Origin of the sequence: Escherichia sp. MR (genome assembly GCF_005280595.1) — a bacterium.
Taxonomy (GTDB): domain Bacteria; phylum Pseudomonadota; class Gammaproteobacteria; order Enterobacterales; family Enterobacteriaceae; genus Escherichia; species Escherichia ruysiae.
This window is the reverse complement of record NZ_SZVK01000008.1, coordinates 113269-121825: the sequence shown is the minus strand read 5'-3', so window position 1 is coordinate 121825 and position 8557 is coordinate 113269. Positions and strand designations below refer to the sequence as shown.

Here is an 8557-nt window from a genome sequence, read left to right as displayed (position 1 = left end):
GCTGATAGAAACAGAAGCCACTGGAGCACCTCAAAAACACCATCATACACTAAATCAGTAAGTTGGCAGCATCACCACCATTCCAGTCACTCAGGACAGATCACATGCTCAGATAATTATCCTGATTACAGTGAAGGGTTTGCCACTTCTCCTTCAACTTTAGTCGGCAGTGATATCTGTTTATTCAATGTGCCTTTGACTAATGGAAAAAATTCTGGCGTCGGCATTAAAATATTTTACGATTTAAAGAATAATAATACCACCCCAAACAATTACTGCATGGAATACCCTAAACGCACCAGCACTGCAAATAAAAACAACTTCTCCGTTGAGGGTAATTTCCGCATACAATTAAAAGTCATCGGAGAATTACAGGGTGGTGAAATTGATTTATCTCGTTTTAGTAATGCTGGCATTTGGTGGAATAATATTGAGGCATTTTCTCTCGAATTTAGCAACACCATTATTAATCTTCACTCATTGAGCTGCGACCTGAACACGCCTGATGTTCCAGTTTCATTATCACCCGCCGCAGGAATTAATTCCGACACCACCTTCAAAGGGATTAACTCCACTTCGGCGCTGGTAGATTTTAATATCGGACTAACGTGTGATCCGGGAACCAATGTCGCCATACGTTTTGAAGGCGATACGGTAAGTGGAAGTAATAATTCAATCCTGAAGCTAACTCAACAGAATAATTCTGCCTCTGGGGTTGGCGTACAGATCTTAGATAAGAATAAAAATATTATCCCCCTTAATCAACCTGATTACGTTTTACAGTTAAGTAATATTCAGCAATCAGCCACGTCGTTGAATTTTAGTGCGCGATATATTCAGACAGAAAGTAATGTAACGCCAGGAAAAGCGGATGCGGATGCGACATTTTATCTTTCGTTTCCGTAATGAACAGCAATAAACCCGCGAACAGGTGCCGGAAGCATCCGGCACCTGGACTATTATTGCGGCGACAGTCTCAGCGACTCAACAACCTCAATCCAGCCATGCTCACTGGCGATGTTCTGCCCGTTCAGCCAGCGGCGCAGCATATTCAGTGCCATCATTGCGCACACTTCCTGACGGATAGCCAGGCTGTAGCGCGTAGTGCTGAAACGCACACGCAGAGCGAAAGTGCCGTCTGGTGTGGCTAGCGCAAAGTTGAGATGCTCGTTCTCGAAACCAGAAACAGCCAGTGCCAGCCCGGCAAAATGGTTGGCCCGCCGTTCTGTAATCCAGTGTGCAGTTTGCGCCAGAGTTTCTTCCTGTGAAGGAACCACTTCACATGCCAGTAATGGCGCACCTGCGCGCGCGAGTTGCAAAGCCAATAAACCACCGGTGAATTGCTCACTCAACGTCAGGCTGAACTGGCGACTTTGCAGTTCGCGACTGATTTGTGCAGGCAGCCCTTCTGTGCCTTCGAAAATCATGCTCTGCCCGGCGACGCGTTTAACGTCCAGCCACAGTTTTTCCATCGCCTGTTGCTCGCTTGCCGGTCCAGTGAGTTTCAATTCAATAATCGGCATGGAAGAGCGATAGCCCATCGTCACACCTGGCGGTAGTTGCAACGCATCCAGGCTTTGCGCCAGATCGCTTTCCGAACGACCAAAAGTTGTCAGCCGCAGACAAACCGGCGGCTGCGGCAAAGAAAAACGCTCGCGCAGGCGCGGCAGGATTTCATGCTCCACCATCACCTTAAACTCCGACGGTACGCCGGGGGTAAAGAATATCAGGCAACGGTGAAGCTGTACGGCAAAACCACAAGCGGTGCCTACCGGGTTATTGATAAATTCAGCACTGGCAGGCAGCTCCGCTTGTTTGCGATTACTCGGCGCCATTACGCGACCACGTTCGCGGAAATAGCGTTCCATCTCATTGAGCCAGGCTTCATGAAGAACCAAGCTTTCACCTTTGGCTGTCGCTGCGGCGAGTGCGCTTAAATCATCACTGGTCGGCCCCAGTCCGCCATTGACGATCAGCACATCGGCGTGCTGACTACGTTCGCGCAGAATGGTCACTAAATCATCAAGGTTATCGCCCACCGTATTGCGGCGAGATAATGGCAATCCCTGGTGAAAGAAAAAATCCGCCAGCCAGGCAGCGTTAGTGTCAACGATTTGCCCGTGTAACACTTCATCCCCGGTGGATAACATTTCCACTTTTAACATGGTTATCTCCTGCTTTTGTTATCGAATCACTATAACGCAAAGGGAGATAAGGCGTAGTAAGAAACTGAATGGCGCGGCAGAACGCCGCGCCGGAAGGCATCAGAAACTGGCGTTAACCCCGACATACGGGCCGTCAGCCACGGCGTTGTCGCGGTTACCGTCTTTACCCGACAGATTCAGGTAGCGATAACCCGCCTCAATACTGACTGGACGCATAATGGTGTAACGCGCGCCAGCATTCGCTTCTTCATAACTTTTAATACCGCTGGAGAGCGAATCCGGAGAGTAGTAATACTCACCAAACAGACGGAAGCTATCGCCAATTTGCCACTGCAAGCCACCGCCTACCGCTGCGGCATAACCTTCATCGCCGTCGTTCGGGTTGGTGTAAACGCCTTTACCGCCCACAGTTGCCATTAACGGTCCCAGCGGCAGATTCAATCCCAGACCAACGCCCGCGACGTCACCGTCGTCATCGTTATGTGTCCAGTTACCGCTTAATGCCAGACCGGTCGATTCAGTACCGAAACCGACGCCAATATTGGTATATTCTTTTCCCGCCTGACCGCTAATGCTTATCGCATTTGCCGATGCAGAAACCAATAGCATTCCAGCCAGAACTGGCAGCGCAAATTTTTTCATTTTTACCTTTTCCCGCAAGAAGATAATTAAAAGTCCCCAAAGCTGCGGGATTGTACTGCCTGACACAGAGGATTCAATGCGTGAAAAAAGCGATCTGCTAACTTATTGTAACTAAATACTTCTTGAATAATTAAGTGCAGAAAAAGTAGCCACCAAAAAGATGAAACCAAAAAAAACAATCACCATGATTATCATCGCAAAAAAGACCAATGCCACTTTCACGCGTTGATCCATTGCCGTATTCTTTTGTTTTATTTTTGGTGGTAAGGAATATTCCCATGCGGCAACGGACTATAGTTTGTCCCTTAATTCAAAATGATGGTGCTTATCTGCTGTGTAAAATGGCCGACGATCGCGGCGTTTTCCCCGGACAATGGGCGCTGTCTGGCGGCGGCGTAGAACCCGGTGAGCGCATTGAAGAAGCATTACGTCGAGAAATCAGAGAAGAGCTGGGCGAGCAACTGATTCTTACTGACATCACGCCGTGGACGTTCAGTGATGATATTCGCATCAAGACATATGCAGATGGCCGCAAGGAAGAGATTTATATGATTTACCTGATCTTTGACTGCGTCTCTGCCAACCGTGAAGTGAAAATTAACGAAGAGTTTCAGGAATACGCATGGGTAAAACCTGAAGATCTTGCTCACTATGATTTGAATGTCGCCACTCAGAAAACATTACGTTTGAAAGGTCTGATGTAACAGTAATGACAGCCATTATTGGCTGTCATATTAACAAATCACCGATTAACAAACTCACCATCCAGTAAAACGTTGCCTTTTTCCACATGCATTACCAACCCATCCAGATAATCTGGTTTAAATGTCACGTTTCGTTTATCTTTTGCGACATAGGTCAGACAATGGTTATGGGTGAAAATAACGATATTTTTATCTGGAGCTTTGCTTTGCAACTCCTTAATTGTGCTATAAATCTCATTTCCACATTGTAAAAACCGTTTATCTACCGTCAGTTTTTTTCCAGCAGAAAACCAGGTCGCTGATTGAATAGTCCGAACGGCATTACTGGAATAAAGATCGAAATCAGGGATGTCCGCGCTAAAAGCTTTGCCCAGTTCACGGGCATTCTGAGCACCTTTCACCGTAATGCCTGTTTTGTCTGACAAGCATTGATTAGAGGAGCGATCGCAGCGTTCCGCATGGCGAAACAGAACCACAACCGGATGCTGCTGCGCTAATCTGGCCAGCGTTTTATTGTCGATACGCGGCAAACCATTACTGCTCCAGGCAGCATGTGTACCCAGCCCCACAATCGCCCCAAGCGCCAGTAAAATGTAGATATATTTTTTAGACTTCAACGAAGTCCCACTAAAAGCTAACACTTAAGCTCCACCTATAGACAAGTGTAGCCAGCTAAATGACCGCGAAAACAAACGACATTTTCACCGGTAAATAGTGGCTGGGATAGTATTAAAACATTACGATGCACGCAAAATGCCTTAAATCTTGTCAAATTAAAAGCCTGAATAAGATACAAAAACAAAAAAAATAATATTTAAGCCTTATATTCATTCCTTAAAGTTAAATTAATATTCTACCCTTAGAATTTCATTCCAAATGGCAAAATACACATAACGTTCCCTATGACAGATATTAGCGAATAACAGGGAAAGGTATTCAATGGCCGAAGGAAAAACGATGTCAGACTTTTTACCTTTTTCGCGTCCGGCAATAGGCGCGGAAGAACTCGCTGCAGTTCAAGAGGTTTTCGAATCCGGTTGGATAACCACTGGCCCGAAGAATCAAGCACTGGAAGCGGCCTTTTGCCAGTTGACAGGAAATCAACATGCCATCGCAGTCAGCTCGGCCACTGCTGGAATGCATATCACGCTGATGGCGCTGGGGATTGGCGCTGATGATGAAGTCATCACCCCCTCCATGACCTGGGTTTCAACCCTCAATATGATCTCCCTGTTGGGCGCAACGCCGGTGATGGTGGACGTTGATCGCGATACGCTGATGATCACGCCTGAAGCGATCGAAGCGGCCATTACGCCCTACACCAAAGCGATTATCCCGGTGCATTATGCCGGAGCGCCAGCAGATATTGACGCCATTCGCGCCATTGCTGAACGCCACGGTATCGCGGTCATTGAAGATGCCGCCCACGCCGTCGGTACGTATTACAAAGGTCAGCATACTGGTGCAAAGGGCACCGCTATTTTTTCGTTTCACGCCATCAAAAATATTACCTGCGCGGAAGGCGGCCTGATTGTTACCGATAATGAAAACCTCGCCCGCCAGTTACGCATGTTGAAATTTCATGGTCTGGGTGTCGATGCATACGACAGACAAACCTGGGGCCGCACACCGCAGGCTGAAGTATTAACGCCAGGCTATAAGTACAATCTGACCGATATTAACGCTGCGATAGCTCTGACGCAGTTGAATAAATTAGAGCAACTAAATACTCGCCGTCGCGACATTGCCCTGCAATATCAGCAAGCACTGGCAACTCTCCCTTTCCAGCCTTTAAGCGTTCCTGCATGGTCACACGTTCACGCCTGGCATCTGTTTATCATTCGTGTTGATGAACAACGTTGTGGTATCAGCCGCGATGCTCTGATGGAAGCGTTAAAAGAAAGAGGCATTGGAACCGGGTTACATTTCCGCGCCGCCCACACGCAAAAATATTATCGCGAGCGTTTTCCAACGCTGTCGTTGCCGAATACGGAATGGAATAGCGAACGCATCTGTTCGTTGCCGCTGTTCCCGGATATGACCACCGCCGATGCCGATCGCGTCATCACTGCCCTTCAGCAACTCGCAGGACAATAAGCCATGTTTGAAATCCACCCTGTTAAGAAAGTCTCGGTGGTTATTCCCATTTATAACGAGCAGGAAAGTTTACCGGAATTAATCAGGCGCACCACCGCAGCTTGTGAATCACTGGGCAAAGAGTATGAAATACTGTTGGTTGATGACGGCAGTAACGACAACTCCGCACAAATGCTGGTCGATGCCTCACAAGCGGAGGGCAGCCATATTGTGTCTATTTTGCTTAACCGCAATTACGGACAACATTCGGCAATTATGGCGGGATTCAGTCACGTTACCGGCGACTTAATCATTACTCTTGATGCCGATCTCCAGAATCCACCAGAAGAAATCCCCCACCTGGTGGAAAAAGCCGATGAAGGTTACGACGTGGTAGGGACTGTGCGCCAGAATCGCCAGGACAGCTGGTTTCGTAAAACCGCCTCGAAGATGATTAACCGGCTTATCCAGCGCACAACCGGCAAAGCGATGGGCGACTACGGCTGTATGCTGCGCGCCTATCGCCGTCATATTGTCGATGCGATGTTGCACTGCCATGAACGCAGCACCTTTATTCCTATTCTGGCGAATATCTTTGCCCGCCGCGCCATTGAAATTCCGGTGCATCATGCCGAGCGTGAGTTTGGTGAATCCAAATACAGCTTTATGCGCCTGATTAATTTGATGTACGACCTGGTGACCTGCCTTACCACTACGCCGCTACGTATGCTGAGTCTGCTCGGCAGCATTATTGCGATTGGCGGTTTTAGCATCGCGGTGCTGCTGGTGATTTTACGCCTGACCTTCGGACCACAATGGGCGGCTGAAGGCGTCTTTATGCTGTTTGCCGTGCTGTTTACCTTTATTGGCGCTCAGTTTATCGGCATGGGCTTGCTCGGTGAATATATCGGCAGGATCTACACCGATGTCCGCGCCCGCCCCCGCTATTTTGTTCAGCAAGTTATCCGTCCATCCAGCAAGGAAAATGAATAATGAAAACCGCCGTTTTTGCCTATCACGATATGGGATGCCTGGGCATTGAAGCCTTGCTGGCTGCCGGTTACGAAATTAGCGCCATTTTTACTCATACCGATAATCCTGGCGAAAAAGCGTTTTATGGTTCGGTGGCTCGTCTGGCGGCGGAAAGAGGCATTCCGGTTTACGCGCCGGATAACGTTAACCATCCGCTGTGGGTAGAACGCATAGCCCAACTGTCACCTGATGTGATTTTCTCTTTTTATTATCGCCATTTGATCAGCGACGAGATTTTGCAGCTTGCTCCCGCAGGCGCATTTAATCTGCATGGTTCGCTGTTACCGAAATATCGTGGTCGCGCGCCGCTGAACTGGGTGCTGGTGAACGGTGAAACGGAAACGGGCGTTACATTGCACCGAATGGTGAAACGTGCCGATGCCGGGGCCATTATTGCCCAGCTACGCGTTACCATTGCGCCGGATGATATTGCCATTACGCTACATCATAAATTGTGCCACGCCGCGCGTCAGTTACTGGAACAGACGTTACCCGCTATTAAACACGGTAATATTCTGGAAATCGCCCAGCGTGAGAACGAAGCCACCTGTTTTGGTCGCAGAACACCGGAGGACAGCCGCCTCGAATGGCATAAACCGGCTTGTGAACTCCACAACATGGTGCGTGCCGTTGCCGATCCCTGGCCTGGCGCCTTTAGCTATGTTGGCAATCAGAAATTTACAGTCTGGTCGTCCCGCGTTCATTCCCTTACTACTGCCGCACAGTCGGGCAGCGTGATTTCTGTTTCACCGCTGTTGATTGCCTGTGGTTATGGCACGCTGGAAATCGTCACCGGACAGGCGGGCGACGGCATTACCATGCAAGGCTCACAATTAGCGCAAACGCTGGGGCTGGTGCAAGGTTCACGATTAAATAGCCAATCAACCTGCGCTGCCCGACGCCGTACCCGGGTACTCATCCTCGGAGTGAATGGCTTTATTGGTAACCATCTGACAGAACGCCTGCTGCGCGAAGATCATTATGAAGTTTACGGTCTGGATATCGGCAGCGATGCGATAAGCCGTTTTCTGAATCATCCGCATTTTCACTTTGTCGAAGGCGATATCAGTATTCATTCCGAATGGATTGAGTATCACGTCAAAAAATGTGATGTCGTCTTGCCGCTGGTGGCGATAGCCACACCGATTGAATATACCCGCAACCCGCTGCGCGTATTTGAACTCGATTTTGAAGAGAATCTGCGCATTATCCGTTATTGCGTGAAGTACCGTAAGCGAATCATCTTCCCGTCGACTTCAGAAGTTTATGGGATGTGTAGCGATAAATACTTCGATGAAGACCATTCTAATTTAATCGTCGGCCCGGTGAATAAACCGCGCTGGATTTATTCGGTTTCAAAACAATTACTTGATCGGGTGCTCTGGGCGTATGGCGAAAAAGAAGGTTTACAGTTCACCCTCTTCCGTCCGTTTAACTGGATGGGGCCAAGGCTGGATAACCTGAATGCAGCGCGAATTGGCAGTTCGCGCGCTATTACGCAACTCATTCTCAACCTGGTGGAAGGTTCACCGATTAAGCTGATTGATGGCGGAAAACAAAAACGCTGCTTTACTGATATTCGGGATGGCATTGAAGCGTTATACCGCATTATCGAAAATGCGGGAAATCGCTGCGACGGCGAAATTATCAACATTGGCAATCCTGATAACGAAGCGAGCATTGAGGAACTGGGCGAGATGCTGCTGGCGAGCTTCGAAAAACATCCACTGCGCCATCACTTCCCACCGTTTGCGGGCTTTCGGGTTGTCGAAAGTAGCAGCTACTATGGCAAAGGATATCAGGACGTAGGGCATCGTAAACCGAGCATCCGCAATGCCCACCGCTGCCTGGGCTGGGAACCGAAAATTGATATGCAGGAAACCATCGACGAAACACTGGATTTCTTCCTGCGCACTGTCGATCTTACGGAAAAATGAT

General features: G+C 48.6%; 8 protein-coding genes. 5 read left to right on the top strand and 3 right to left on the bottom strand.

Annotated features, from left to right (window positions below):
* A partial coding sequence (locus FC814_RS05835) for a fimbrial protein (RefSeq protein ID WP_137325636.1) occupies nt 1–906 on the top strand: 906 nt, incomplete at its 5' end.
* A gap of 53 nt (nt 907–959) precedes the next feature.
* Here the strand turns inward: FC814_RS05835 and FC814_RS05830 are convergent.
* Both FC814_RS05830 and FC814_RS05825 read right to left on the bottom strand, forming a co-directional pair.
* Nucleotides 960–2165 (bottom strand): nicotinamide mononucleotide deamidase-related protein YfaY, encoded by a 1206-nt coding sequence (locus FC814_RS05830; protein WP_105290546.1) that lies wholly within the window; start codon nt 2163–2165, stop codon nt 960–962.
* A 99-nt stretch (nt 2166–2264) separates the two neighbouring features.
* On the bottom strand, nt 2265–2807 hold the full coding sequence (locus tag FC814_RS05825; RefSeq protein ID WP_000712688.1) for a YfaZ family outer membrane protein: 543 nt from the start codon (nt 2805–2807) through the stop codon (nt 2265–2267).
* 278 nt (nt 2808–3085) lie between these two features.
* Here FC814_RS05825 and nudI point away from each other — a divergent pair, with 278 nt between their 5' ends.
* Nucleotides 3086–3511 (top strand): nucleoside triphosphatase NudI, encoded by a 426-nt coding sequence (gene nudI / locus FC814_RS05815; protein ID WP_001249882.1) that lies wholly within the window; start codon nt 3086–3088, stop codon nt 3509–3511.
* 38 nt (nt 3512–3549) lie between these two features.
* Here nudI and ais read toward each other — a convergent pair whose 3' ends face one another.
* Nucleotides 3550–4152, bottom strand: coding sequence for a lipopolysaccharide core heptose(II)-phosphate phosphatase Ais (gene ais, locus FC814_RS05810; protein WP_137325635.1), 603 nt, complete (start codon nt 4150–4152; stop codon nt 3550–3552).
* A gap of 316 nt (nt 4153–4468) precedes the next feature.
* Between ais and arnB the strand changes: the two genes are divergently transcribed.
* Genes arnB through arnA form a run of 3 tightly spaced genes read left to right on the top strand, consistent with a single transcriptional unit; the run spans nt 4469 to nt 8556 of the window.
* Entirely contained in the window at nt 4469–5608 is a 1140-nt protein-coding gene (gene arnB, locus FC814_RS05805) for a UDP-4-amino-4-deoxy-L-arabinose aminotransferase (RefSeq protein WP_024212460.1), read from the top strand.
* A gap of 3 nt (nt 5609–5611) precedes the next feature.
* Complete coding sequence (arnC, locus tag FC814_RS05800; RefSeq protein WP_000461630.1) at nt 5612–6580, top strand: undecaprenyl-phosphate 4-deoxy-4-formamido-L-arabinose transferase; 969 nt, start codon at nt 5612–5614, stop codon at nt 6578–6580.
* Complete coding sequence (gene arnA, locus FC814_RS05795) at nt 6580–8556, top strand: bifunctional UDP-4-amino-4-deoxy-L-arabinose formyltransferase/UDP-glucuronic acid oxidase ArnA (protein WP_137325634.1); 1977 nt, start codon at nt 6580–6582, stop codon at nt 8554–8556. Before arnC ends, arnA begins: the two co-directional genes overlap by 1 nt.
* The last annotated feature ends 1 nt before the right edge of the window (nt 8557 follow it).

What these genes read in the sequence shown, in the direction of transcription:
- FC814_RS05825 (WP_000712688.1), bottom strand. Translation starts at nt 2,807, where the DNA reads ATGAAAAAATTTGCGCTGCCAGTTCTGGCTGGAATGCTATTGGTTTCT.
- arnA (WP_137325634.1), top strand. Translation starts at nt 6,580, where the DNA reads ATGAAAACCGCCGTTTTTGCCTATCACGATATGGGATGCCTGGGCATT.
- arnC (WP_000461630.1), top strand. Translation starts at nt 5,612, where the DNA reads ATGTTTGAAATCCACCCTGTTAAGAAAGTCTCGGTGGTTATTCCCATT.
- nudI (WP_001249882.1), top strand. Translation starts at nt 3,086, where the DNA reads ATGCGGCAACGGACTATAGTTTGTCCCTTAATTCAAAATGATGGTGCT.
- arnB (WP_024212460.1), top strand. Translation starts at nt 4,469, where the DNA reads ATGTCAGACTTTTTACCTTTTTCGCGTCCGGCAATAGGCGCGGAAGAA.
- FC814_RS05830 (WP_105290546.1), bottom strand. Translation starts at nt 2,165, where the DNA reads ATGTTAAAAGTGGAAATGTTATCCACCGGGGATGAAGTGTTACACGGG.